Source organism: Enterobacter sp. RHBSTW-00994, assembly GCF_013782625.1.
Lineage (GTDB): Bacteria > Pseudomonadota > Gammaproteobacteria > Enterobacterales > Enterobacteriaceae > Enterobacter.
Genome location: NZ_CP056199.1, coordinates 4,773,556 through 4,798,016 on the forward strand (window position 1 = coordinate 4,773,556; position 24,461 = coordinate 4,798,016).

Here is a 24,461-nt window from a genome sequence, read left to right on the forward strand (position 1 = left end):
AAGAGTAACGCAAAATGATGACCAAATAAAAAACCCGGTGGATTTCTCACACCGGGTCACCGTGTCATTCATTTTCAAACGCTTAGCGTTTGCTGATCTGGTCGAACGTTCCGCCATTTGAGAAGTGTTCTTTCTGCGCTTTCGCCCAGCCACCGAACTCATCGTCAATGGTGAAGAGTTTCAGTTTAGGGAACTCGCTGTCATATTTCTTCGCCACTTCGGGATCGCGAGGGCGATAGAAGTTCTTCGCGGCGATTTCCTGGCCTTCCGGTGAGTAGAGATACTTCAGGTAGGCTTCAGCCACCGCTTTGGTATCTTTCTTCTCAACAACTTTGTCCACAACAGAGACCGTTGGCTCAGCCAGAATAGATTCGCTTGGGGTCACGATTTCAAACTTGTCTTTGCCCAGCTCGTTTGTCGCCAGCAGTGCTTCGTTTTCCCATGCAATCAGCACGTCACCAATCCCACGTTCAACGAAGGTATTGGTTGCACCGCGAGCACCAGAATCCAGCACTTCTACATTTTTAAACAAGGATTTGACGAAGTCCTGCGCTTTTGCCTGGTCACCGTTATTGTGATGCAGCGCGTAACCCCAGGCCGCCAGGTAGTTCCAGCGTGCGCCACCAGAGCTTTTCGGGTTCGGGGTGATAACAGAAACGCCCGGTTTGATCAGGTCATTCCAGTCATGAATTTGTTTTGGGTTGCCTTTGCGCACCAGAAAAACGATGGTCGACGTATAGGGTGCGGAGTTATCCGGCAGGCGCTTGATCCAGTTCTTATCGATACGGCCACGCTCGGCAATCGCATCGACGTCGTATGCCAACGCCAGGGTGACCACATCAGCTTCGATACCGTTGATAACAGACGTTGCCTGCTTACCGGAACCACCATGAGACTGGCGGATCACCACGTTGTCACCGGTTTCCTGTTTGTAGTGTGCAGCAAATGCTTTGTTGTACTGATCGTAGAGTTCACGCGTCGGATCGTATGACACGTTCAGTAACTGGATATCCTTTGCCAGAACGCTGGTCGATGCCAGCAATAATGTTAAACCCACGCCCCATTTATTCATCGCCCAGCTCTCTTATGTAGTGTTTTGATGAATGCAGCGTGCCAGAAAGATATCCAATGATTAAAGAATAAAAAAAGATTGGCTATAACGTAGAGGAATAAAAAGTGACTTTGAGCGGGCGGACACCTTTACTCACGGGAGAGAGGAAACATAAAAAAACGGTAACCATTAGGTTACCGTTTTGCATTGACCTCGCAGGCCCGATAAGCACAGCAGCACCGGGCAACAGACAATGATCAGTACAGTTTTTTCGCGCAGTCCAGCCAGTCACCTTTGAATGGACGCTTCATGTTTTCAATTGCGTCGATAATGTCGTGGTGAACCAGTTTTTCGTTCTGAATACCAACGCAACGACCGCCAAAGCCCTGCAGCAGCAGGTCAATTGCGTACGCCCCCATACGGGATGCCAGGATACGATCGTATGGGCCAGGGGAACCACCACGCTGGATATGACCCAGTACCGTTGCACGGGTTTCACGTTTGGTTTCGGTTTCAATGTACTTCGCCAGTTCGTCTACATCACAGATGTGCTCAGTGATAGCAACGATCGCGTGTTTTTTACCTTTCGCGATACCGGCTTTGATTTCGTTAACCAGATCTTCACGGCTGAATTCCACTTCAGGAACCACCACGAACTCACAGCCCCCGGCGATAGCCGCTGCCAGCGTCAGGTCACCACAGTAACGACCCATAACTTCAACAATGGAGATACGCTGGTGAGAAGAAGAGGTATCACGCAGACGGTCAATGGCTTCCACCACTGTACCCAGTGCGGTGAAGTAACCGATGGTGTAGTCAGTTCCTTTGATGTCGTTATCGATAGTGCCAGGCAGACCGATGCATGGGAAGCCCATTTCAGTCAGACGTTTTGCACCCATATAGGAGCCATCACCACCGATAACAACCAACGCGTCCAGGCCACGTTTTTTCATGTTCTCGATAGCCACTTCACGGACGTGCTCATCACGGAACTCAGGGAAGCGCGCAGAACCGAGGAATGTACCGCCACGGTTGATCATGTCAGACACGCTGTAGCGGTCTAGCTGTACCATGCGGTCTTCATACAGGCCCAGATAACCGTCATAGACACCAAACACTTCCAGACCTTCCGTCAGTGCTGCACGGACAACACCGCGAATTGCAGCGTTCATGCCCGGCGCATCACCGCCGCTTGTCAACACACCGATTTTCTTAATCATGACTACCTCTGAACTTAGGAATGCAAAATTGAAATCTGTTGCCAGAAGAAAACTATTCAACCAACGAATACTGCAAATAGTATATCAATCACTTCCAGCTGAATTGATTCAGGTCAGACCAAATGGCGGTAATTTATACACAAAATGCTGGCCTGGCGCACTTTTTTACAACGAATTACGAAAGCTCAAAATGCCCTTTGCCTTCCTTAGGCACGACTGAACAGGGGTCCTGGTGAATGATGACGTCTGAACCAGGAAAACGCTGCAAAATCGCCTGCTCAACCTGCTCAGCCACCAAATGCGCCTGAACCAGTGGCAGATTGTCTTCCATTTCTAAATGAATCTGAATAAAGCGGGTCGGCCCTGACTGCCGCGTACGAAGATCGTGCGCCCCACTGACGCCCGGCCAGGAGGTCACGATATCAAAGATTTCTTGTCGTTCAGTATCGGGAAGCGCGCGATCCAGAAGCGATTGCACCGCTTCATAACCCATACGTAACGCACTATATAAAATATAGATCCCAATCCCTAACGCGAATAATGCGTCGGCACGATGCCATCCATACCAGGCAAGACCAAGCGCAATAAGAATAGCGCCATTCATCATAACATCAGACTGATAATGAAGCATATCTGCCCGCACTGCCTGGCTTTGCGTTTTACGCACGACCCAGCGCTGGAACGTAACAAGAACAAGAGTGCTTATAAGCGCGATAATAGTAACCACGACACCGACTCCCGGATCATTCATTGGTGTCGGTGATGCTAAATGCTGGATGCCGGTTAAAAACAAAAATAGCGCAGAGCCAGAGATAAACATACTTTGCGCCAGCGCCGCGAGTGATTCCGCTTTCCCGTGACCAAAGGTATGTTCGTCATCCGCTGGTTGTAATGAGTAACGCACCACCAGCAAGTTAGTGAGCGAGGCGGCAATATCCACCAGCGAGTCCACCAGTGCAGCCAGAATACTGACCGAGCCGGTGTACCACCACGCAAAAATTTTAATGATCAGCAAACACGATGCCATGATGGTCGCCGCAATTGCCGCCCGGCTCACCAGCCGTCCATAGGATTGATTCATAAACACTCCAGTCATCTCATGCCGCTAGTATAACGGATGCAAAGGGAGTCAAAGGATGAATAAACGGTGAACAAACCTGAATGACGGGCAAAAAAAACCCCCACATCATGTGGGGGAAGACAGGGATGGTGTCTATGGCAAGGAAAACAGGGTTTACTGGTTACTACGGGTACTGCTGTTGCTACTGAAAAGCGTCGTTTCTGAGCTTCGCTGCATCCGTGCAACCTCACGCAACTGATCCATTCGTTGCTGATGTTTCTCGTTCAGAACCGCTTGCTGCTCGGGCGATAGCAGGTGGAACATCTGGTTGCGGACCCTGGCCATTTCGACCTGGCGGGCAACCTGTACCTGTGCCATTTTTTCTGCCTGAGCGCGCACAGCGCGTTCATCAAAATTTTCTGCGGTGACAAGGCGATGCATTGTCTCCATTTCGCTAACATTAACAGGGGGCTGATCGTGTCTTGCCCTCTGCATCAGATCTCGCATCTGTTGGCGCTGATGCTCGGTTAAATTTATGCCGTCAAACATATGGCTTTGGCTGCTATGCTGCGCTGTGCCCTCTGTTGAGGACTCGTTGTTGCCGATAATAGCTACAGCAGCCTGGCTAAACGCACTGAACGCCAGCGTTGAGGCCATGACGGCAGCGGTAACTTTGCGCATCACTTGCTCCCAAAATCTTTCGTGTCGCGATTCAACGAGAGACAGTCTACGATTCAGGCTGCAAACATGCGTCAGGGGGTGTAAAACAACGTAAAGTCATGGATTAGACAGCCTTGATGTCGTAATTTCTGCCTCGGAGGTATTTAAACAATGAATAAAATCCTGTTAGTTGATGATGACCGAGAGCTCACATCCCTTTTAAAGGAGTTGCTCGACATGGAAGGTTTCAACGTTCTGGTTGCCCATGATGGCGAGCAGGCGCTGAGTCTCCTTGACGACAGCATCGATTTACTTTTACTCGACGTCATGATGCCGAAGAAAAACGGCATTGATACATTGAAAGAGTTACGCCAGACGCACCAGACTCCCGTGATTATGCTGACCGCACGCGGCAGCGAACTTGACCGTGTCCTCGGCCTTGAACTGGGCGCGGATGACTATTTACCTAAACCGTTCAATGACCGTGAACTGGTTGCCCGTATTCGCGCGATCCTGCGTCGCTCTCACTGGAGCGAACAGCAGCAGAACACTGACAACAGCTCACCAACGCTGGAAGTGGACTCCCTGAGCCTGAACCCAGGCCGCCAGGAAGCGAGCTTCGATGGCCAGACGCTGGAACTGACAGGCACGGAGTTCACCTTGCTCTATCTCCTGGCACAACATCTTGGTCAGGTGGTATCGCGTGAACACTTAAGCCAGGAAGTGCTGGGCAAACGCCTCACACCGTTTGACCGCGCCATCGACATGCACATCTCTAACCTGCGCCGTAAGCTGCCGGAGCGTAAAGACGGTCACCCATGGTTTAAAACCCTGCGTGGTCGCGGTTATCTGATGGTTTCCGCTTCATGATAGGCAGCTTAACCGCCCGCATCTTCGCCATTTTCTGGCTGACGCTGGCATTGGTTTTAATGCTCGTTTTGATGTTGCCAAAACTCGACTCACGCCAAATGACGGAGCTTCTCGACAGCGAGCAACGTCAGGGCGTGATGATCGAGCAACACGTTGAAGCCGAGCTGGCAAACGATCCGCCAAACGATTTGATGTGGTGGCGCAGGTTATTTCGCGCCATCGATAAGTGGGCCCCTCCCGGACAACGTCTGCTGCTGGTGACCAGCGAAGGCCGCGTTATTGGCGCAGAACGCAATGAAATGCAGATCATCCGCAACTTCATTGGTCAAGCGGATAATGCCGATCATCCGCAGAAGAAGAAATATGGCCGGGTCGAGATGGTCGGCCCCTTCTCCATCAGGGATGGGGAGGATAACTACCAACTCTATCTGATTCGCCCGGCAAGTAGCTCCCAGTCTGATTTTATCAACTTGCTGTTTGACCGCCCGCTGTTGCTGCTGATTGTTACGATGCTGGTCAGTTCACCGCTGCTGTTATGGCTGGCGTGGAGCCTGGCAAAACCGGCCCGTAAACTCAAAAATGCCGCCGACGAAGTCGCTCAGGGCAACCTGAGACAGCATCCTGAACTGGAAGCAGGGCCGCAGGAATTCCTGGCTGCCGGGACCAGTTTTAACCAGATGGTGACGGCACTTGATCGCATGATGACGGCGCAGCAACGTCTGCTCTCAGACATCTCGCACGAGCTTCGCACTCCGCTTACGCGGCTCCAGCTCGGAACGGCATTACTCCGACGCCGCAGCGGTGAAAGCAAAGAGCTGGAACGTATCGAAACGGAAGCTCATAGACTGGATAGCATGATCAACGATCTGCTGGTGATGTCGCGCAATCAGCAGAAAAATGCGCTGGTCAGCGAAACGGTAAAAGCCAACCATCTGTGGCATGAGGTGCTAGACAACGCCGCTTTCGAAGCAGAACAGATGGGCAAATCGTTCACCGTCAACTTCCCGCCGGGGCCATGGCCGCTGTACGGTAACCCTAACGCGCTGGAAAGTGCGCTGGAGAATATCGTGCGTAACGCCCTGCGCTACTCGCACACGAAGATTGAAGTGGCGTTCTCGGTGGACAAAGACGGTATCACCATCATTGTGGATGACGATGGTCCTGGCGTGAGTCAGGAAGACCGTGAGCAGATTTTCCGTCCGTTCTACCGTACCGACGAGGCTCGCGATCGTGAATCTGGTGGTACGGGGCTGGGTCTGGCCATTGTTGAAACCGCCATTCAGCAACATCGCGGCTGGGTGAAAGCCGATGATAGCCCGCTGGGTGGGTTGCGGTTAACGATCTGGTTGCCATTGTATAAGCGTTCGTAGTACGAACCCTAACCCTCTCCCGGCGGGAGAGGGAATTACCCGGTGCGCTCTTTTCACTCTCGCTCTTTTGGATGAGGGGGCGTCATTTCCCCCACAATCTCCGCGAATTATCTTCGATCTTCCCGCTACTACGTCGATTTTGCATTGTTCTCGTCCAGCTTGTTGAAAGCCCTGCCGCCGACAACAACCGATGATACTGCTCATCGTCAAAGGGCATATGCCAGGCGATGGCGCAGGCCTCATAAACGGAAACATCACTCAGACGCGACGCCAGTTCCAGCGGTGCATCTGCAAAGACCTGTCCGGCCAAAATAACGCGATACAACCAGCCGGTTTTGCCTGCGCTTTGCAGTTGCGCCGACATATCGTTGATGCCGAAGTGATAGTTGAGCTTAAAACACGGCGAACGCGGCTGCGTGACCTGAATCAAGGCATCGCCCCAGCGGAAAATATCGCCGATAAAGACGTTTTTCTCGGTCAGCCCTTCCGTAGAAAGGTTCTCACCAAAAGCCGGCGCCACAAACAGATCAGCCTGTTCAGGAAACTCACGGATCCAGTGGAGATAGTGCTCGCGAGGATAATGACACAGCGCGCGGTCAGGCCCGCCGTGGATTTTTTTTTCGGCCTGTTCGTCACCCGCAAGCCCGAGATCGGTTAGCGTCAGCTCACCGTCGACCTGAATTTTTGCAATGGCACTCGGGCGGCTGCCGTCGTAATCCCTTACCTTGCCTGTATACACATTCACCGGGTAATGCATCGCTGCTCCTTTATGCAGATACAAAAAAAGCGAGTCATCAGACTCGCTTCTCACAGGCGTCAATGCAACCTTATTTTTTAGCGGCGAAACGTGCTGCTGCTTCGTCCCAGTTCACCACGTCCCAGAAGGCTTTGATGTAGTCCGGGCGACGGTTCTGGAATTTCAGGTAGTACGCATGTTCCCATACGTCCAGGCCCACAATGGGGAAACCAGATGCGCCGGAGATGGCTTCACCCATCAGAGGGGAATCCTGGTTAGCGGTAGAAACCACAGCCAGTTTGTCACCTTTCAGTACCAGCCACGCCCAGCCAGAGCCGAAACGGGTTGCTGCTGCTTTTTCAAACTCTGCTTTGAAAGCGTCTACGGAACCGAAATCACGCTCGATGGCTGCTTTCAGGTCGCCCTGCAGCGTAGTGCCGGTTTTCAGGCCTTTCCAGAACAGGCTGTGGTTAGCGTGACCACCGGCGTTGTTACGCAGAACGGTTTTCTTGTCAGCGGGCAGTTGATCCAGTTTAGTGATCAGCTCTTCAGCAGACAGGCTGGCGAATTCTGGCAGGCTTTCCAGCGCAGCGTTCGCGTTGTTAACGTAAGCCTGGTGATGTTTGGTGTGATGGATTTCCATCGTCTGCTTGTCGAAATGCGGTTCCAGTGCGTCGTAGGCATACGGCAGGGATGGCAGTGTATAACTCATAATCCTCTCCATTATTGTCGGGCGGCACAGCTGTTAATGCCGCGTAAGCAGTTGGTTCATTATAGTTAATTAAATGATATTGAAAATGATTATCAATGCCGTAGTTTTTATAAGGTTATCGTTTTTTGTGCAAATCAAGAATCTGTGAGTCTGCTCACGCGGTTAACGCGCTGATTGCCATCCAAAAGAAAAGTGCGGCAACCTTCTGAAGGTTCTCAAACCGCCTAATTTTTACACTCATCAAGTCGGCGGGAAGCTACCGACATATAAAAACGATGAGGATGTAAAAATGAATCATGCGATTACGATGGGTATTTTCTGGCATTTGATAGGCGCAGCCAGTGCAGCCTGTTTCTATGCCCCGTTTAAAAAGGTTAAACATTGGTCATGGGAAACCATGTGGTCCGTTGGCGGAACGGTTTCATGGCTGATCCTGCCCTGGACCATTAGCGCCATGCTATTGCCCGATTTCTGGGGCTACTTCTCCTCCTTTAGCGCCTCCACGCTGCTGCCGGTTTTCCTGTTTGGTGCAATGTGGGGCATCGGTAATATCAACTACGGCCTCACCATGCGCTATCTCGGTATGTCGATGGGTATCGGTATCGCGATTGGTATCACGCTGATTGTCGGCACATTGATGACCCCAATCCTCAACGGGAATTTTGATGTGCTGATCAACACAGAAGGCGGAAGGATGACGCTGCTGGGCGTGATGGTTGCCGTCATTGGCGTCGGGATTGTCACGCGCGCGGGTCAGTTGAAAGAGCGCAAAATGGGCATCAAGGCCGAAGACTTCAACCTGAAGAAAGGCCTGCTGCTGGCAGTGATGTGCGGTATTTTCTCCGCCGGAATGTCATTCGCCATGAACGCCGCCAAACCGATGCATGAAGCCGCTGCCGCGCTGGGCGTTGACCCGCTGTATGTCGCCCTGCCAAGCTACGTGGTGATTATGGGCGGCGGTGCGCTGGTGAACCTGGGATTCTGTTTTATTCGTCTGGCAAAAGTGAAGAATTTGTCGGTAAAGGCCGATTTCTCGCTCGCAAAAAACCTGATCATCACCAACGTATTGCTCTCTGCCCTCGGCGGCCTGATGTGGTATTTGCAGTTCTTCTTCTACGCCTGGGGCCATGCCAGTATTCCCGCGCAGTATGACTACATGAGCTGGATGCTGCACATGAGCTTTTACGTGCTGTGCGGTGGGCTGGTTGGGCTGGTACTGAAGGAATGGAACAATGCCGGGCGTCGTCCGGTTGGCGTACTGAGCCTGGGTTGCGTGGTGATAATCATCGCCGCCAATATTGTCGGCCTCGGTATGGCGAACTGATTACGCCGCTTTCCGACTACGATGACGCCACTGAACCGGCGTCATCCCCACCTCGCGGTTAAACACCACCGAAAAGTAGTTACTGTCCTCAAAGCCACAACGCATTGCCACTTCACTCACCATCAGCTCCGTATGTTGCAGCAGATACTGCGCGTGGCAAATTCGAAGCTGACGAAGGTAGTGGTTCACCGTCATCCCGGTCTGGGTGCGGAACTGCTGGCGTAGCGCGCGCTCGCTGCACTGTTCCTGCTCACAAAATTTCTCCAGCACAAAACTGCGGTTGAGGCTGCCAGCAAGCGTCGTGATCAATTTATCCAGCAGGGCTTCCTGCGCCGTCGCGGACGGGTTATCGGTGGCGTAGCGATAGCGTTTAAGCATCATCACCAGTTGAGCAAACAGCAGCTCCGCCATCTGGTTAGCCAGGCTATCGCCCTTCTGACTCTCCTGTTCAAGCTGGGTGATCACCTGGCGAACCGGGTTCATACCGTTACTGCTCAAACGCCAGTGGGATGCGCCTTTAGCCTCGGTAAAACCTGGAATAGTCGCAGCCCAGTCAAGGTTGAGTTTGAGCCTGTCCGGGCAATAAATCACATTTTGCAGAACCAGATCGTTTACCGAGGCGTAGGAGTGCTTATCTTCCGCGCGGATGTAAAACAAGTCACCGCGCGTAATGCGATAAGGCCTGTCGTTAAGAACGTGCAAACCGTTACCTCGCCACACCAGCACCAGTTCACAAAACTCGTGGGTATGTTCCGCAAAGACATTTTGCGGATAGCGATCAGCCACCGCGACGGCTTGCCCGGCGGAGGCAAAAAAATCATCTTTGCGAAGGATTAACTGAGTAGCCACGGCAGGACCTCAACGGCGAATAACCTGACATTATTAGCCTTTTTGCGGTAAAAAAACGGTGACTGCCCTCGCGTTACTGCAGTGGCGTGTCCTTGCCCTGGCGAATATCACGTGGCGACCAGCTAAATTCTCGGCGAAAGAGCGTCGAAAAGTGGTTACTGTCGCCAAAACCACAGCGATAAGCAATATCCGTCACGCTCTCGTCAGTATGGCGCAACAGATGGCGGGCCTTAATCAGCCGCAGGCGGTTGAGATACCGCTGTGGGGTAAGTCCGGTTTGCAGTTTTAGCTGCCGATGCAGGGTTCGCAGCGACAACGAAAAATGCTCCGCCAGCATTTCCCAACAAACATCTTCAGAAAAGTGATCCTCAAGCCAGGCCATCAGCTGATTCAACCGGGCATCATTATTCCCCAGACCTTCCACCAGACTGCTACGGCGCAGCAGAACCAGCAGTTGCATGAACAACAGCTCACGCGTGGCGATGGCATGCGTTTCCAGCCCATCTTCACTCTGTTCCATCTGGCTCACCAACTGGCGTACCTGCTGCAATGTGGCCTGATTCACCCGCCAGTGTGACGGGTAGTGTCCGTCCTTCTCCTGCGGCAGCAGTTGATTAAGCCCGGAGAGAAACTGGAACGCATCCGGCGAGCGATAGAGCACGTTGGTCAGGCACAGGTTATCGGTATGCTCATACAAATGGCGATCATGATCGCGCACAAAGCAGACCGTCCCCCCGCTGATGGTGTACGGCTGGCCGTTAAACACATGGATACCCGTTCCATGCTCAACAATAACAATTTCATGAAAATCATGATGATGCTCAGGAAATGCAGCCTGAGGGAGCCGTGGCTCAATCGCAACGGGCGAACCTCCCGAAGGAAAAAAATCCACGCTGTGTAGTACGGTCATAACGGCCCCCACCAATGAGAAATGTTCTCAAAATAGTAATTAAGGCTCTCCGTACTCACCTTAAATTTTCAGCAGTAAAGCGCGCAAAAGCTGTCCGTTTTTCAAGAAACGGATGGAAAGATCGGGAAATGCGGCAAGCGTCACACTGCCTGCAACGCCCGTCATTACTGGAAACTGTGAACTCCCTCACGTTCATCTTTGCTTTCTTGCCAGCCACGGATTTCCGCTGTCAGTAGCGAGAAGGTGGCTTTTTCTTCCCTTTCTTACACTCAACGCCAATGACTTAACGAAGGATCCGACCATGACTTTTCGCCATTGTGTGGCTGTCGATTTAGGCGCATCCAGCGGCCGTGTAATGCTGGCCACCTGGGACTGCAACCAGCGCACGCTTTCGCTTCGCGAAATTCACCGCTTTGTTAACTGCCTGCAAAAACAGGACGGTTTCGACACCTGGAACATCGACGGCCTGGAAGCTGACATTCGCACCGGGCTGAAGAAAGTCTGCGATGACGGTATCCGAATCGACAGCATAGGCATTGATACCTGGGGGGTGGATTATGTCCTGCTGGACGATCACGGTGAGTGTGTCGGCCTGCCTGTCTCCTACCGTGACAGCCGTACCGACGGTCTGATGGCACATGCCATGGCGCAGCTTGGTAAGGCGAATATTTACGGTCGAAGCGGCATCCAGTTTCTCCCCTTCAACACGCTGTATCAGCTGCGTGCGCTGATCGAACAGCAGCCAGAGCTGGCGGCTCAGGTTACACATGCTCTGCTGATCCCGGATTATTTCAGCTACCGCCTGACGGGCAACATGAACTGGGAATACACCAACGCCACCACCACTCAACTGGTGAACATTAACTCGGATAACTGGGATGAGAGCCTGCTGAACTGGACGGGGGCATCGCCAGCCTGGTTCGGTACGCCAACGCACCCCGGTAATGTGATCGGTCAGTGGATTTGCCCGCAGGGTAATGCGATTCCTGTGGTCGCCGTCGCCAGCCACGACACCGCCAGCGCGGTGATTGCCGCGCCGCTGGCCAACAAAGATGCCGCCTATCTCTCATCCGGAACCTGGTCACTGATGGGCTTTGAGAGTAAAACCCCGTACACCAGCGATGCTGCAATGGCCGCCAATATCACCAACGAAGGTGGAGCGGAAGGCCGCTACCGGGTACTGAAAAATATCATGGGTTTGTGGCTGCTCCAGCGGGTGCTTAAAGAGCAAAACATAACCGACCTGCCACAACTCATCGCCGACACCGAACAAATGACGGCGTGCACGTTCCTGATTAACCCGAACGACGATCGCTTTATTAATCCGGCGCACATGAGTGCCGAGATCCAGGCCGCCTGCTTCGATGCAGGACAGCCCGTTCCCTCCAGCCCTGCTGAACTGGCACGCTGCATTTTCGACAGTCTCGCTCTGCTGTATGCCGACATCCTGGCCGAGCTTGCCGCCCTTCGCGGTAAGCCATTCAGCCAGCTACACATTGTCGGTGGTGGCGGCCAGAACCTGTTACTGAACCAGCTTTGCGCCGATGCCTGCGGTATTACCGTCGTCGCCGGCCCCGTAGAAGCCTCAACGCTCGGCAATATCGGCATTCAACTGATGACGCTGGATGAGCTTTCTAACGTTGACGATTTCCGCTCGGTGGTCACAGCAAATCACCGTCTGACCACCTTCACCCCTAATCCCTGCCATGAAATTGCCCGCTACCGGGCGCAGTTTCAGCAAAAACGACTGACTAAGGAGCTTTGCGCATGACCACTCAACTTGAACAAGCCTGGGACCTGGCTAAACAACGTTTCGCCGCCGTCGGCGTGGATGTCGACGAGGCGCTGCGCCAGCTCGACCGTCTGCCCGTATCCATGCACTGCTGGCAGGGTGATGACGTCGCCGGTTTCGAGAACCCAGGCGGTTCGCTAACGGGTGGCATTCAGGCGACCGGTAACTATCCAGGCAAGGCGCGGAACGCCGCCGAACTGCGTGCCGATCTGGAGCTGGCATTGAGCCTGATCCCAGGTCCAAAACGTCTCAACCTGCATGCCATCTATCTGGAGTCTGACGAACCCGTCGCACGAAATGAGATCAAACCAGAACACTTTAAGAACTGGGTGGAATGGGCTAAAGCCAACAAGCTGGGACTCGATTTTAACCCGTCCTGCTTCTCGCACCCACTGAGCGCCGACGGGTTTACCCTCGCTCATGCTAACGATGAAATCCGCCAGTTCTGGATAGACCACGTCAAAGCCAGCCGCCGCGTCTCTGCGTACTTCGGCGAACAACTCGGCACACCGTCGGTAATGAATATCTGGATCCCGGACGGCATGAAAGATATCACCGTTGACCGCCTGGCCCCGCGCCAGCGCCTGCTGGCTGCACTGGATGAAATCATCAGCGAGAAGCTGAACCCGGCACACCACATTGATGCCGTCGAGAGCAAGTTGTTCGGCATTGGCGCAGAAAGCTATACCGTCGGCTCTAACGAGTTCTACATGGGTTACGCCACCAGCCGCCAGACCGCACTGTGCCTGGATGCAGGCCACTTCCACCCAACAGAAGTGATCTCTGACAAAATCTCTGCGGCCATGCTGTACGTGCCCCGCCTGCTGCTGCACGTAAGCCGCCCGGTGCGCTGGGACAGCGATCATGTGGTCCTGCTGGATGACGAAACCCAGGCCATCGCCAGCGAAATCATCCGTCACGACCTGTTCGACCGGGTACACATTGGCCTTGATTTCTTTGACGCCTCCATCAACCGCATTGCGGCGTGGGTGATCGGTACACGCAACATGAAAAAAGCCCTGCTGCGCGCTCTGCTGGAGCCGACCGGAGCCCTGAAAAAACTGGAAGAAAACGGCGACTACACCGCACGTCTGGCCCTGCTGGAAGAACAAAAATCTCTGCCGTGGCAGGCAGTGTGGGAGATGTACTGCCAGCGCAACGACGCTCCGGCAGGCAGCCAATGGCTGGATAACGTCCGGGCGTACGAGAAAGACGTGTTGAGTCAGCGCGGGTAACACAACCCTCGCTCCGCCCTCTCCGTAAAAGGGGAGGGCGCGCAAACCATCCCCTCGCCCCTTCAGGGAGAGGGTTAGGGTGAGGAAACTCTCACCGCGATAACTGGAAAAGAAAACTATGCAGACCATCACTAACGCCTGGTTCGTCCAGGGCATGATCAAAGCCACTACCGATGCCTGGTTAAAAGGCTGGGATGAGCGCAACGGCGGTAACCTGACGTTACGTCTTGACGACGCAGATATCGCACCGTTTGAAGCGGAGTTTCATCAGAAGCCGCGCTATATCGCGCTGAGCCAGGCCATGCCGCTGCTCGCGAACACCGCGTTTATCGTCACCGGCTCCGGTAAATTCTTCCGCAACGTCCAGCTCGACCCGCAGGCCAATCTTGGCGTGGTAAAAGTGGACAGCGACGGCGCGGGCTACCACATTCTTTGGGGGCTGACGGACGATGCTGTGCCGACATCAGAGCTTCCGGCGCACTTCCTTTCCCACTGCGAGCGTATTAAGGCAACCAACGGGAAAGATCGCGTGATCATGCACTGTCATGCCACCAACCTGATAGCACTGACCTATGTGCTGGAAAATACGACAGATTTCATCACCCGCAAACTGTGGGAAGGCAGCACCGAATGCCTAGTGGTGTTCCCGGACGGCGTGGGCATTCTGCCGTGGATGGTTCCGGGTACGGACGAAATCGGTCAGGCCACCGCCGTTGAGATGCAACAACACTCACTGGTGCTGTGGCCATTCCACGGCGTGTTCGGCAGCGGTCCGACGCTGGATGAAGCCTTTGGTCTGATCGATACCGCTGAGAAATCAGCAGAAGTGCTGGTGAAGGTCTATTCCATGGGCGGCATGAAACAGACCATCACGAAGGAAGAACTGATTGCACTGGGTAAACGTTTTGGCGTTACCCCAATGCAGTCCGCGTTAGATCTGTACAACTAAAAACATCGCGCCCCGTTCATTGAGACGGGGCGAAACACACCTGCAAACCCTACAAAACTAACTCGTGGAGTATAAGCAATGAAAATAAAAGCAAGCTTGATCCTCACCGTTGCCGCACTGGCGTTGTCCGGTTCCGCTTTAGCAGAAGTCAAAATCGCTCTGGTGGCGAAGTCCTTAGGAAATGGATTCTTCGAGGCAGCGAACGTTGGCGCACAGGAGGCAGCCAAAGAGTTAGGTGATGTAAAAGTGATTTACACCGGGCCGACCACCACAACCGCAGAGGCGCAGATCGAGGTGCTGAACGGGCTGATCGCCCAGGGCGTGGATGCGATCGCTATCTCGGCTAACGATCCGGATGCCTTAGTCCCCGTCCTGAAAAAAGCGATGCAGCGCGGCATTAAGGTGGTGTCATGGGATTCCGGCGTAGCGAAAGCCGGTCGTCAAATCCACCTGAATCCATCCAATAATGCCCTGATTGGCGAAACCAACATCAAGCTGGCAGCCGATGCGCTGAAAGCGCTGAATGTCGGGAAAGGCGACGTGGCGGTACTCAGCGCCACACCAACCTCCACCAACCAGAACACCTGGATTGCGGAGATGAAAAAAGTGCTGCCGCAATACCCGTCCGTCAATCTGGTCACGGTGGCATACGGCGATGATCTGTCCGATAAAAGCTACCGAGAAGCCGTTGGTCTGCTGAAAACCTACCCTGACCTGAAAGTGATCGTTTCGCCGTCTTCCGTCGGTATTGTGGCTGCCGCACAGGCCGTCAAAGATCAGGGCAAGATCGGCAAAGTGTACGTAACAGGGTTGGGTCTGCCGTCTGAGATGGCGGGCGCGGTGAAATCCGGGGCGAGCAAAAGTTTCGCCATCTGGAACCCGATTGAACTCGGTTATGCCGCCACTTACCTCGCCGATGACCTGGTGAAAGGCACAGCGACCAAAGGTGAAGCCAGCATGGGTAAGCTCGGCAAAGTGAAGCTGGATGCTGATGGCAACGGCGCGATGGCGGAACCGTTCGTCTACGATGCCAGCAATATTGATAAGTTCTCGAAAATCTTCTGATCCTTTCGCCCTCTCCTCATAGGGAGAGGGCGATACTACGGAGAACTATCATGACACCACTCCTTCAGCTCAACGGCATCACCAAGGTTTTCCCCGGCGTGCGTGCTCTTGAGAATGTCCAGCTTGAGTTATGGCCCGGTAAGGTCACCGCGCTTATTGGCGAAAACGGCGCGGGCAAATCCACGCTGGTCAAAGTGATGACCGGCATCTATCAACCTGAAGAGGGCGAGATCCTCTACAAAGCGATTCCAATTCACCTCCCGACGCCGGAATCGGCACATAAAGTCGGGATCACCGCCATCCATCAGGAAACGGTGTTATTTGATGAACTGTCGGTCACCGAAAATATCTTCGTCGGCCAGTATCTCTGTAAAGGCTTTTTCAACACGCTCGACTGGCCGGAAATGCACCGCCGGGCGCAGGATATTCTTTCCCGTCTTGATGTCCCCATTGACCCGCGCGCGACACTCAAAACCCTGAGCATCGCCCAGCGCCATATGGTGGCTATCGCCCGTGCACTGTCGTTTGAGGCGCAGGTCGTGATCCTCGACGAACCCACAGCCGCGCTGTCACAACATGAAATTCTGGAGTTCTACCAAATCGTTGAGCGCTTAAAACAGGAAGGCAAAGCGATCCTGTTTATCTCCCACAAATTCGACGAGATTTTTGAGCTGGCCGATCACTACACCATTTTGCGTGACGGGGTATTCGTTGGCGCGGGCGCGATGAACGAGATCACCGAGGAGCGGATGGTGTCGATGATGGTCGGGCGCGCCATTACCCAGACCTTCCCCAAAGTGGAGTGTGAAAAAGGGCAGACGGTGCTGGAGGTGAAAAACCTTTGTCATCCGACGGAGTTTGCAGCTATCTCGTTCTCCCTGCGTAAAGGTGAAATTCTTGGCTTCTACGGGCTGGTCGGTGCAGGCCGCACCGAGCTAATGCAGGCGCTCTCCGGCGTCACACGCCCGTCTTCTGGCGAAATCGTGCTGAACGGTAAAGCACAACATTTTCGTCAGCCAGCCGATGCCATCCAGGCCGGTATTGTCTGCGTGCCAGAAGAACGACAGAAACAGGGCGCAATTATCGAGCTGTCCATTGCCCAGAACATCAGTCTGCCGCAGCTCAGCAAACTCAACCCAAATGGGATGCTGCATGACAATCGCGAGTGGCGACTGGCAGATGAGTACGCCAGACGTTTGCAGGTGAAGGCCTTCAGTTGGAAACAACCGGTCGAAACCCTCTCTGGCGGCAACCAGCAAAAGGTCGTGATCGGTAAATGGCTGGCTACGCATCCTGACGTGATCATCCTTGATGAGCCGACAAAAGGCATCGATATAGGCTCAAAAGCGGCCGTTCATCAATTTATGTCTGAACTGGTTGGTCAGGGGCTGGCGGTGATCATCGTCTCATCTGAACTGCCGGAAGTGATGGGGATGGCCGACCGAATCATCGTGATGCACGAGGGATTAATGGTGGCGGAATATCAGGCCGGTGAGGCCACCGCAGAAACCATCGTCAGTGCGGCCAGCGGCGCAAAACAGGAGGCAGCGTAATGCTCAGACAACTGCTGAAACACCGCGAAGCGCTGCTCGGGGCAGTCATTTTTCTGATGATGCTCGCCATCGGCAGCCGCGTGCCATCGTTTATTGCCCCTGGGAACCTGGTGGAGATGTTTAACGACACCTCTATTCTGATCATCCTCGCCCTCGGCCAAATGATGGTATTGCTGACCAAAGGCATCGATCTGTCCATGGCGGCAAACCTGGCGCTCACCGGGATGATTGTCGCCCTCATCAACTTCCACTACCCCAGCGTCCCGGTGTGGATGCTGCTGCTTCTTGCCACCGCCTTCGGCCTGCTGATGGGGATGATCAACGGGTTGCTGGTGTGGAAACTCGGTATTCCGGCCATTGTGGTAACGCTGGGAACCATGAGTATCTATCGCGGGATTATCTTTTTACTTTCCGGCGGTGGTTGGGTGAACTCTAATCAAATGGGCGCGGACTTCCTCGGGCTCCCGCGCACTGCAGTGCTGGGGCTACCGGTGCTGAGCTGGTGTGCTGTCGCCGCTCTGCTGGTGGTGAGCTATTTCCTGCGCTATAGCCGCACCGGGCGCGCGCTTTACACCGCAGGGGGTAATGCCACAGCGGCGTATTACACCGGGATCAACGCAGGAAAAATGCAGTTCGTCAGCTTCTGCCTGTCCGGGGCACTGGCGGGATCCTGCGGCTATTTGTGGATTTCCCGTTTTGCCGTCGCGTATGTCGATGTTGCTAACGGCTTTGAACTGCAGGTGGTCGCGGCGTGTGTTATTGGCGGGATCAGCACCATGGGCGGCACAGGGCGCGTGCTCGGCTGTCTTTTCGGCGCACTGTTTCTCGGGGTAATCAACAACGCGTTGCCGGTGATCGGCATCTCTCCTTTCTGGCAAATGGCGATTTCCGGCACGGTGATCGTGATTGCCGTCCTGCTCAATGAACGGGGCAATAAACGCAAAGGGCGGTTGATTCTGCGCGATGCGGCGCTGGCGCGTCAGAAACTGGCGGTGAAATCATGAGCAAAATGATGACCACTGAAGAGATCAAAAACGTCCCTGCTGCACCCGGGCTCCTCCAGCGGTTGCTGTGCTGGGAAGGCTTTCTGCTGGCGGTAACGTTGACGGTGTTTGCGGTTAATGCCATGGCATCGCCCTATTTCCTCAACATCTGGAATCTCTCCGATGCGACGTTCAACTTCACCGAAAAAGCGATCATCGTCCTGCCTATGGCCATGCTGATTATCGCCCGTGAAATTGATTTGTCGGTGGCCTCCACCATCGCGCTGAGCTCCACGGTAATGGGCTTTTGCGCTGCAGCAGGAGTGGATACCCCGCTGCTGATCTGTGTGGGATTAGGCGTCGGTCTGTTGTGCGGGGTGTTCAACGGCATTCTGGTGACGCGCTTTAACTTGTCTTCCATCGTTATCACCATCGGGACCATGAGCCTGTATCGCGGCATTACCTACATCCTGCTGGGCGATCAGGCGCTGAACCGCTACCCGGAGAGTTTTGCCTGGCCAGGGCAAGGCTATGTCTGGGGCGCGCTGTCCTTTGAGTTTGCTCTGTTCATCGTGCTGGCTTCCGTATTTGCCTTTATGTTGCACCGCACTAACTTTGGCCGTCGTACCTATGCCATCGGCAATAACCCGACCGGCGCGTGGTACTCGGGTATCAACGTCAAACGTCACAATTTGATTCTGTTTGCCCTGGTGGGGCTAATGTCCGGTCTGGCGTCGGTGCTGCTCACCTCACGCCTGGGCAGTACGCGTCCGACGATTGCAGTGGGATGGGAACTGGCGGTGGTGACGATGGCGGTTCTCGGCGGCGTCAATATTCTCGGCGGCTCCGGCAGTATGGTAGGGGTGATTATCGCCGCCTTCCTGATGGGGCTGGTGACCTTTGGCCTGAGCCTGCTTAACGTGCCCGGTATTGTGATGTCGGTGATCATCGGCACGATGCTGATCGTGGTGATTTCACTGCCGATTATTACCCGCCGGATTATGCAACGAAGACGAATGTAACCCCCTCATCTTCACCTTCTCCCCCAGGGGAGAGGGGACTGTTTGGTGCGGCCTTTCGGGTCGGGGTGAGGGGAACGGATTACCCAAAATCATCATTAAGGAGAATTATCATGAGCTTTATGTTGGCACTGCCAAAAATCAGCCTGCACGGCGCAGGTGCAATTGGCGATATGGTTAACCTGGTGGCGAATAAACAGTGGGGCAGAGCGCTGATTGTCACCGACGGACAACTGGTAAAAATGGGCCTGCTCGACAGCCTGTTTGCCGCGCTGGATGCGCATCAGATGTCATATCACCTGTTTGACGAGGTATTCCCTAACCCGACGGAAACGCTGGTGCAGAAAGGATTTACAGCCTATCAGGACGCCGAATGTGACTACGTGATCGCCTTTGGCGGCGGGAGCCCAATCGATACCGCCAAAGCGATTAAAATCCTCACCGCCAACCCCGGCCCGTCAACCGCCTACTCCGGCGTCGGCAAAGTCAAATACGCAGGCGTGCCACTGGTGGCAATTAACACCACTGCAGGCACGGCGGCGGAAATGACCAGTAACGCGGTGATTATTGATAGTGAGCGTCAGGTCAAAGAGGTGATCATCGATTCGAACATCATCCCGGATATCGCCGTGGATGACGCCAGCGTGATGCTTGATATCCCGGCATCCGTCACCGCGGCAACGGGCATGGATGCGTTGACCCATGCGATTGAAGCCTATGTCTCTGTGGGTGCACATCCGCTGACCGATGCCAACGCACTGGAGGCCATTCGCCTGATCACGCTGTGGCTGCCAAAAGCGGTGGATGACGGGCACAATCTGGAGGCGCGTGAGCAAATGGCCTTCGGTCAGTATCTGGCGGGCATGGCCTTTAACAGCGCCGGTCTCGGTCTGGTTCATGCTCTGGCACACCAGCCAGGCGCGACGCACAACCTGCCACACGGCGTGTGTAACGCTATCCTGTTGCCAATCATCGAAAACTTTAACCGTCCGAACGCGGTGTCACGCTTTGCCCGCGTGGCACAGGCGATGGGCGTTGATACCCGTGGTATGAGCGATGAAGCAGCCAGCATGTCGGCGATTCAGGCGATTCAGGCGATTCAGGCGATTCGTGACCTGAGCGCCCGCGTCGGTATTCCGTCTGGCTTTAGCAAACTGGGTGTAACCAAAGCCGATATCGAAGGCTGGCTGGATAAAGCGCTCGCCGACCCATGCGCACCCTGCAACCCACGCACCGCCAGCCGTGATGAGGTGCGTGAGCTGTATCTGGAGGCATTATGATCCGCAAAGCCTTTGTGATGCAGGTGAACCCGGACGCGCATGAAGAGTACGAACGTCGCCACAGCCCTGTCTGGCCTGAACTGGAAGCGGTGCTGAAAGACCACGGAGCGCACCATTACGCCATTTATCTCGATAAAGAACGCAACCTGTTGTTTGCGACCGTTGAGATTGAATCGGAAGAGCGCTGGAACGCGGTGGCCAACACCGATGTCTGTCAGCGCTGGTGGAAACACATGCGTGAAGTGATGCCCTCGAACCCGGACAACAGCCCGGTAAGTGCCGAACTGAAACCGGTATTTTATCTGGCGTAATGCGTTAACGCTGCCGCGCTCGCGGCAGCGTCATTTTCTTAACGGGCCTCCACCGTGTTACGGCTGGCAGCAATCTCTTGTCTGCTACTCAAGGTAAACGCCGACACCACCGTAATCGCCAGTACAAAACAGCCCAGCATCAGGTAGGTATCCTGGAAACCGATCCGGTCATACATATTCCCGGCGAACGCGGAGAGGAAAATCGCCGCAGACTGTTTGGCAAACTGGAAACCAATCAGATAAATGGTCGCCGACAGACGGGTGTCGAATACGCCAGTGATGTACTTAAATGCACCCACCAGCAGGAACGGGACTTCCAGGGCATGCAGCATTTTCAGGGCGATGACTTCCACAACGGTCGTGGCAAACGACGAACCAATAATACGCGTCGCCATAATCAGCCCGGCAATCAGCAACGTATTTTTCGCGCCGATGCGATTAATGATCCACGGCGAGCAGAACATGATGATGGCGTTGCAAATTTCCCCAGCGGTGGTCGCAAAACCAAAGGCACGAGTGCCTTCCTGCGGGGTGGCAAAGAACGATTTAAAGAAGGTGGCAAACTGCTGGTCGAAGACGTCATACACGCAAGCTACGCCAATCACATAGAGAATAAACATCCACATTCTGCGCTGACGGAACAGGTTAAAGACCGTTTTCGCGGTGATTTGCGGCTGGTTTGCCCCCAACGCATCCATAACTTGCGCAGTCTGGTTGGGTTTCGGTTTCGCCACCACCAGTAACAACATCAGTAGCAGTGCCGCGCCCGACCCCATCCAGAACACATACGACGGATCGATACCAAACAAAATGCCGCCGGTCGACGCACACAACCCCCAGCCCAGACAGCCGAACATGCGCGCCTTACCATATTCAAAAAAGCTGTTGCGGCTTACTCGTTCGATGTAAGCCTCTATCGCTCCCGATCCCGCCGAGAAGACAAAGCCGATATACAGCCCGCCGCTCAGTGCCCCCAGCCAGATACTGGTTTTCAGCAGCGGAGCGAAAACATAGAGGAAGAAAGGCGCAAACAAGAACAGCAAGACAGAGATGATCCACAGCAGGTGCTTTTTCAGCCCCAGCTTATCTGATATCACGCCCAGAACCGGCTGGAACGCGATAGCAGAGAGCGAGATGCAGGAGAAAACGATACCGGTATGGGTTTTATTCAGGCCGATGATATCCGACAGCCAGATAGGCAGGAACGGAAAGCAGGTAGCCATAATGAAAAAGTAGAGAAAGAAGAACAGCCCGAAGATCCAGAAATTAGGGTTGTCCTTGTGGGTACAGGTTGTTGTGTTCATTATTTTTATCCTCAACGGAGGGCCGGTTACCCGACCCATCACCCTTACACGCGTTCGACGCCAATCAGAATGGCGGTTTCCGGATCCAGAATCGGCAGCGCAATGCCCGCCTGCATCAACCACTCACCGCTTACCGTTTGCGGCGCTTCCATCCATGCCGGGAGTTTGCGCATGGTGTGTCCGCCCTCGCCCGTTATACGAATATTCGGGTGATCGAGCAGTGTGATGCGGTATTGCGCGCGGGCCTCCAGCCCTGGCATGCGCAGCGACATCATCAGGGTGTAATCCGGCATCTGAAGCTGGCTGACAATAAACAGCCCCCGCGTTTTATCTTCACTCACAATCCCCTGCGCCAGCGTCGTGGTATCCGGCATGTCCACACGCCACTGCGTACCATGATGGATAACCTCGCGCCATTGCTTATGCAATGCGGCATAACGTCGGTAACCTTCCCGCTCCTGGGCGTCTACCGTAAGGGGATCCAGCTCCAGCCCCATATGGCCGAACAGCGCCGTCAGCCCCCGAAATTCTATGCTGTGCTGGCGGAAGGTCGCGTGGCATTTATGATGACCGATATGCGCCCCCATGACCTCCGGCGGGAAGAAGTAGCTCATCCCTCGCTGAATGGTGTTCCGCTCCAGTGCATCGTTGTTATCGGACGCCCAGAAGCGGTGGCTACGGGTCAGCACTTCATAATCAATTCGCCCGCCCCCTGAGGAGCAAGACTCAAATTCGATATGCGGGAAGCGTTCGCCCAGCACGTCCAGCAGACGATAAAACTGACGAGTCTGTGCGTCGGCAGCCGCTTTACCATTATGCCCAGGCTGCACGAGTTCGCGGTTCATGTCCCACTTCACATAGTCGACCGCGTGTTCTCCCAACAGCCAGCTCATACGTTCAACCAGATAATCAAAGGCTTCCGGAATATTCAGATTGAGCACCAGTTGATGACGTCCGGTTGCCTGCGTGTATCCCGGCAGAGCCAGCACCCAGTCAGGATGGGCTCGATACAGATCTGAGTCTGGGTTGATCATCTCCGGCTCAACCCAGATACCAAACTCCATTCCGAGGTTTTTGACGTGGTTAATCACGGGCGTCAGACCGTTCGGGTATTTTTTCTCATCCAGATACCAGTCGCCCAGCGCACGGTGGTCATCGTTACGCCCTTTGAACCAGCCATCGTCGATAATAAAACGCTCCACGCCCAGTGCCGCCGCCTCATCCGCCATGCGCATGATGTATTCCGGATCGTGGTTAAAGTAGATCCCTTCCCAGGTATTGAGATGCACCGGACGGGGTTTGTTTTCCGGGAAGCGAATAATGTTGTCGCGCAGGTAGCGGTGGAACTGCTGGCTCATGCCGTTCAGACCGCACGCGGAGTAGCTCGCAAAAAGGCGCGGTGTCCAGAGAGTCTCGCCCTCTTCAACCGCCATTTCGCCAGGCAGATAGAGTGCTTCGGCTTGCAGATAGCGACGACCGTCGGTTTTCGCTTCAGCGCGTAAACGATGATTACCGCTCCAGCCAAGATGGACACCCCAGACATCACCCTGCATTTCGCAAAATGACGGCGTACCGGAAATCAGCGCCGGGAAATGTTCATGAGAGGTTTTTCCGCGACGGTTTTCAATCACAACGCTGTCGTGATCAAGGTGAACCCGGTGCGGCTGAAATTCACGGATCCAGCGTCCATGAAAGGCCATCACTTCCTGCGCACGCTCGGCAATCGGCAATGTGACAGCAAAGCGGTCCACCTGCCATGCCTGCGCTCTGAGGTTGGTCAAACCATGACGGACCACCAGCACTCCGCTGTCGTCAAGCACCAGTTCGCTGGTCAGGCGCAATCCCGCGTGCGTATCTTCCGCGGTAATCGTCAGGCTTTGCCCCTGTGGTTGTGCATGGGTCGTTTTGAATACCGGTGAACCGTCCAGCCCCTGCCGATGTCCTTCAATGCCCGGGGAGCCAAACAAACCGTGGCCCAGTTCCGCCATCAGCGTTACCGGTGAGTCAACATCCAGCCTGCCATTGGCAATGGGACGAGAAAGACTTTCTACATCCTGCGGCGAAAAGTGCTGAAGGTGAGGCCCCCAGTAGAGAATTTCGGCGAATGGGTGGGTCTTAATCACCACATCAACCGTCTTACTTTCGAGTCGTAAAATGGATTCGTGCATCAGACATCTCCTGTCATCGGGATGTCGTGAGTGTTGATCC

The 24,461-nt window shown here is 54.3% G+C and carries 22 protein-coding genes; 12 read left to right on the plus strand and 10 right to left on the minus strand.

Features of this window, described 5'->3' with window-relative positions:
* Positions 1 to 82: 82 nt before the first annotated feature.
* The 4 genes from HV346_RS22760 to cpxP form a co-directional block, all read right to left on the minus strand.
* Positions 83 to 1,072, minus strand: coding sequence for a sulfate ABC transporter substrate-binding protein (locus HV346_RS22760; protein WP_181621496.1), 990 nt, complete (start codon positions 1,070 to 1,072; stop codon positions 83 to 85).
* Positions 1,073 to 1,308: 236 nt separating this feature from the next.
* Positions 1,309 to 2,271 carry a 6-phosphofructokinase gene (gene pfkA / locus HV346_RS22765; protein WP_181621497.1) on the minus strand — a complete coding sequence of 321 codons (963 nt, stop codon included), beginning with the start codon at positions 2,269 to 2,271 and terminating at the stop codon, positions 1,309 to 1,311.
* Between the two features lie 175 nt (positions 2,272 to 2,446).
* Positions 2,447 to 3,352, minus strand: coding sequence for a CDF family cation-efflux transporter FieF (gene fieF / locus HV346_RS22770; RefSeq protein WP_181621498.1), 906 nt, complete (start codon positions 3,350 to 3,352; stop codon positions 2,447 to 2,449).
* 153 nt (positions 3,353 to 3,505) lie between these two features.
* Positions 3,506 to 4,012, minus strand: coding sequence for a cell-envelope stress modulator CpxP (gene cpxP / locus HV346_RS22775; RefSeq protein ID WP_181621499.1), 507 nt, complete (start codon positions 4,010 to 4,012; stop codon positions 3,506 to 3,508).
* Between the two features lie 150 nt (positions 4,013 to 4,162).
* On the opposite strand from cpxP, the gene cpxR reads away from it, so the two are divergent.
* Positions 4,163 to 4,861 (plus strand): envelope stress response regulator transcription factor CpxR, encoded by a 699-nt coding sequence (gene cpxR, locus HV346_RS22780; RefSeq protein WP_006179159.1) that lies wholly within the window; start codon positions 4,163 to 4,165, stop codon positions 4,859 to 4,861.
* Positions 4,858 to 6,231 (plus strand): envelope stress sensor histidine kinase CpxA, encoded by a 1,374-nt coding sequence (gene cpxA, locus HV346_RS22785; RefSeq protein WP_181621500.1) that lies wholly within the window; start codon positions 4,858 to 4,860, stop codon positions 6,229 to 6,231. Before cpxR ends, cpxA begins: the two co-directional genes overlap by 4 nt.
* Before the next feature lie 82 nt (positions 6,232 to 6,313).
* Here the strand turns inward: cpxA and yiiM are convergent, their stop codons facing one another.
* The gene (gene yiiM / locus HV346_RS22790) at positions 6,314 to 7,051 is read right to left on the minus strand and encodes a 6-hydroxyaminopurine reductase (RefSeq protein WP_181621501.1); all 738 of its coding nucleotides are present in this window, start codon (positions 7,049 to 7,051) and stop codon (positions 6,314 to 6,316) included.
* Positions 7,052 to 7,058: 7 nt separating this feature from the next.
* A complete protein-coding gene (gene sodA, locus HV346_RS22795; RefSeq protein ID WP_181621502.1) occupies positions 7,059 to 7,679 on the minus strand; it encodes a superoxide dismutase [Mn] in 621 nt (206 codons plus the stop codon).
* A gap of 289 nt (positions 7,680 to 7,968) precedes the next feature.
* Between sodA and rhaT the strand changes: the two genes are divergently transcribed.
* Entirely contained in the window at positions 7,969 to 9,003 is a 1,035-nt protein-coding gene (gene rhaT, locus HV346_RS22800) for an L-rhamnose/proton symporter RhaT (protein ID WP_181621503.1), read from the plus strand.
* Here the strand turns inward: rhaT and rhaR are convergent, their stop codons facing one another.
* On the minus strand, positions 9,004 to 9,852 hold the full coding sequence (gene rhaR / locus HV346_RS22805) for an HTH-type transcriptional activator RhaR (RefSeq protein WP_181621504.1): 849 nt from the start codon (positions 9,850 to 9,852) through the stop codon (positions 9,004 to 9,006). It lies immediately after the preceding gene.
* Positions 9,853 to 9,925: 73 nt separating this feature from the next.
* Complete coding sequence (gene rhaS, locus HV346_RS22810) at positions 9,926 to 10,762, minus strand: HTH-type transcriptional activator RhaS (protein WP_181621506.1); 837 nt, start codon at positions 10,760 to 10,762, stop codon at positions 9,926 to 9,928.
* Positions 10,763 to 11,063: 301 nt separating this feature from the next.
* On the opposite strand from rhaS (HV346_RS22810), the gene rhaB reads away from it, so the two are divergent.
* The 9 genes from rhaB (at position 11,064) to rhaM (ending at position 20,949) form a co-directional block, all read left to right on the plus strand.
* Positions 11,064 to 12,533 carry a rhamnulokinase gene (gene rhaB, locus HV346_RS22815; RefSeq protein WP_181621508.1) on the plus strand — a complete coding sequence of 490 codons (1,470 nt, stop codon included), beginning with the start codon at positions 11,064 to 11,066 and terminating at the stop codon, positions 12,531 to 12,533.
* Entirely contained in the window at positions 12,530 to 13,789 is a 1,260-nt protein-coding gene (gene rhaA / locus HV346_RS22820) for an L-rhamnose isomerase (RefSeq protein ID WP_181621510.1), read from the plus strand. The genes rhaB and rhaA overlap by 4 nt, the downstream gene beginning before the upstream one ends.
* Before the next feature lie 118 nt (positions 13,790 to 13,907).
* On the plus strand, positions 13,908 to 14,738 hold the full coding sequence (gene rhaD, locus HV346_RS22825) for a rhamnulose-1-phosphate aldolase (protein WP_181621511.1): 831 nt from the start codon (positions 13,908 to 13,910) through the stop codon (positions 14,736 to 14,738).
* Between the two features lie 78 nt (positions 14,739 to 14,816).
* A complete protein-coding gene (rhaS, locus tag HV346_RS22830) occupies positions 14,817 to 15,803 on the plus strand; it encodes a rhamnose ABC transporter substrate-binding protein (protein WP_181621513.1) in 987 nt (328 codons plus the stop codon).
* A 50-nt stretch (positions 15,804 to 15,853) separates the two neighbouring features.
* Positions 15,854 to 17,356, plus strand: coding sequence for a sugar ABC transporter ATP-binding protein (locus tag HV346_RS22835; protein ID WP_181621515.1), 1,503 nt, complete (start codon positions 15,854 to 15,856; stop codon positions 17,354 to 17,356).
* Positions 17,356 to 18,360, plus strand: coding sequence for an ABC transporter permease (locus HV346_RS22840; RefSeq protein WP_181621517.1), 1,005 nt, complete (start codon positions 17,356 to 17,358; stop codon positions 18,358 to 18,360). Before HV346_RS22835 ends, HV346_RS22840 begins: the two co-directional genes overlap by 1 nt.
* A complete protein-coding gene (locus tag HV346_RS22845) occupies positions 18,357 to 19,361 on the plus strand; it encodes an ABC transporter permease (RefSeq protein ID WP_181621518.1) in 1,005 nt (334 codons plus the stop codon). Before HV346_RS22840 ends, HV346_RS22845 begins: the two co-directional genes overlap by 4 nt.
* Positions 19,362 to 19,471: 110 nt before the next feature.
* Positions 19,472 to 20,638: a lactaldehyde reductase gene (gene fucO / locus HV346_RS22850; RefSeq protein WP_181621520.1), complete on the plus strand. Its 1,167-nt coding sequence runs from the start codon at positions 19,472 to 19,474 to the stop codon at positions 20,636 to 20,638.
* The gene (gene rhaM, locus HV346_RS22855) at positions 20,635 to 20,949 is read left to right on the plus strand and encodes an L-rhamnose mutarotase (RefSeq protein ID WP_181621522.1); all 315 of its coding nucleotides are present in this window, start codon (positions 20,635 to 20,637) and stop codon (positions 20,947 to 20,949) included. Before fucO ends, rhaM begins: the two co-directional genes overlap by 4 nt.
* 38 nt (positions 20,950 to 20,987) lie before the next feature.
* On the opposite strand, the gene HV346_RS22860 is transcribed toward rhaM, so the two are convergent.
* Both HV346_RS22860 and HV346_RS22865 read right to left on the minus strand, forming a co-directional pair.
* Positions 20,988 to 22,253 carry an MFS transporter gene (locus HV346_RS22860; protein ID WP_181621524.1) on the minus strand — a complete coding sequence of 422 codons (1,266 nt, stop codon included), beginning with the start codon at positions 22,251 to 22,253 and terminating at the stop codon, positions 20,988 to 20,990.
* A gap of 44 nt (positions 22,254 to 22,297) precedes the next feature.
* Positions 22,298 to 24,421 carry an alpha-galactosidase gene (locus tag HV346_RS22865; RefSeq protein WP_181621525.1) on the minus strand — a complete coding sequence of 708 codons (2,124 nt, stop codon included), beginning with the start codon at positions 24,419 to 24,421 and terminating at the stop codon, positions 22,298 to 22,300.
* Between the last annotated feature and the right edge of the window lie 40 nt (positions 24,422 to 24,461).

Excerpts from the sequence above, each read along its gene's own strand:
- rhaM (WP_181621522.1), top strand. The coding sequence starts at position 20,635 with ATGATCCGCAAAGCCTTTGTGATGCAGGTGAACCCGGACGCGCATGAA.
- HV346_RS22860 (WP_181621524.1), bottom strand. The coding sequence starts at position 22,253 with ATGAACACAACAACCTGTACCCACAAGGACAACCCTAATTTCTGGATC.
- rhaA (WP_181621510.1), top strand. The coding sequence starts at position 12,530 with ATGACCACTCAACTTGAACAAGCCTGGGACCTGGCTAAACAACGTTTC.
- pfkA (WP_181621497.1), bottom strand. The coding sequence starts at position 2,271 with ATGATTAAGAAAATCGGTGTGTTGACAAGCGGCGGTGATGCGCCGGGC.
- fucO (WP_181621520.1), top strand. The coding sequence starts at position 19,472 with ATGAGCTTTATGTTGGCACTGCCAAAAATCAGCCTGCACGGCGCAGGT.
- rhaS (WP_181621513.1), top strand. The coding sequence starts at position 14,817 with ATGAAAATAAAAGCAAGCTTGATCCTCACCGTTGCCGCACTGGCGTTG.
- HV346_RS22845 (WP_181621518.1), top strand. The coding sequence starts at position 18,357 with ATGAGCAAAATGATGACCACTGAAGAGATCAAAAACGTCCCTGCTGCA.
- cpxP (WP_181621499.1), bottom strand. The coding sequence starts at position 4,012 with ATGCGCAAAGTTACCGCTGCCGTCATGGCCTCAACGCTGGCGTTCAGT.
- HV346_RS22840 (WP_181621517.1), top strand. The coding sequence starts at position 17,356 with ATGCTCAGACAACTGCTGAAACACCGCGAAGCGCTGCTCGGGGCAGTC.
- rhaT (WP_181621503.1), top strand. The coding sequence starts at position 7,969 with ATGAATCATGCGATTACGATGGGTATTTTCTGGCATTTGATAGGCGCA.
- HV346_RS22835 (WP_181621515.1), top strand. The coding sequence starts at position 15,854 with ATGACACCACTCCTTCAGCTCAACGGCATCACCAAGGTTTTCCCCGGC.
- HV346_RS22760 (WP_181621496.1), bottom strand. The coding sequence starts at position 1,072 with ATGAATAAATGGGGCGTGGGTTTAACATTATTGCTGGCATCGACCAGC.
- cpxR (WP_006179159.1), top strand. The coding sequence starts at position 4,163 with ATGAATAAAATCCTGTTAGTTGATGATGACCGAGAGCTCACATCCCTT.
- sodA (WP_181621502.1), bottom strand. The coding sequence starts at position 7,679 with ATGAGTTATACACTGCCATCCCTGCCGTATGCCTACGACGCACTGGAA.
- cpxA (WP_181621500.1), top strand. The coding sequence starts at position 4,858 with ATGATAGGCAGCTTAACCGCCCGCATCTTCGCCATTTTCTGGCTGACG.
- rhaS (WP_181621506.1), bottom strand. The coding sequence starts at position 10,762 with ATGACCGTACTACACAGCGTGGATTTTTTTCCTTCGGGAGGTTCGCCC.
- rhaB (WP_181621508.1), top strand. The coding sequence starts at position 11,064 with ATGACTTTTCGCCATTGTGTGGCTGTCGATTTAGGCGCATCCAGCGGC.
- fieF (WP_181621498.1), bottom strand. The coding sequence starts at position 3,352 with ATGAATCAATCCTATGGACGGCTGGTGAGCCGGGCGGCAATTGCGGCG.
- rhaD (WP_181621511.1), top strand. The coding sequence starts at position 13,908 with ATGCAGACCATCACTAACGCCTGGTTCGTCCAGGGCATGATCAAAGCC.
- HV346_RS22865 (WP_181621525.1), bottom strand. The coding sequence starts at position 24,421 with ATGCACGAATCCATTTTACGACTCGAAAGTAAGACGGTTGATGTGGTG.